This window comes from Pelomonas dachongensis (assembly GCF_043555865.1).
Taxonomy (GTDB): Bacteria; Pseudomonadota; Gammaproteobacteria; order Burkholderiales; family Burkholderiaceae_C; genus Pelomonas; species Pelomonas dachongensis.
The window spans coordinates 1-256 of the sequence record NZ_JBIGHY010000065.1; the positions used below are offsets into that span (position 1 = coordinate 1).

Sequence of the window (256 nt, forward strand, 5' to 3'; positions counted from 1 at the left end):
AGGATCGTGCGCTGGCGGCGCACCACCTGGCGCAGCCGCTTGAACTGCTTGGCATGGGCGTAGCCACCGGCGCGGCGACGCAAGCTCTGGCCCTCCCGCTCGTGCGTCATCTTGAGCTTGAGGCCCGCTCGCTTGGCCAGGCGGGCGATCTTGGCCCGTGCGACTTCCAGCAATCGGCTGTCCGTCGGGTGGGCGATGGCCTTCTCCTGCACCGTGGTGTCGACCGTCACGCGTTCGAGCTCGACGGGCTTGGCCG

1 pseudogene is annotated in these 256 nt (G+C 69.5%); it reads right to left on the minus strand.

What is annotated here, in order from left to right:
• Positions 1-256: pseudogene (locus ACG02S_RS26345) on the minus strand (IS5/IS1182 family transposase); the annotation flags it as partial.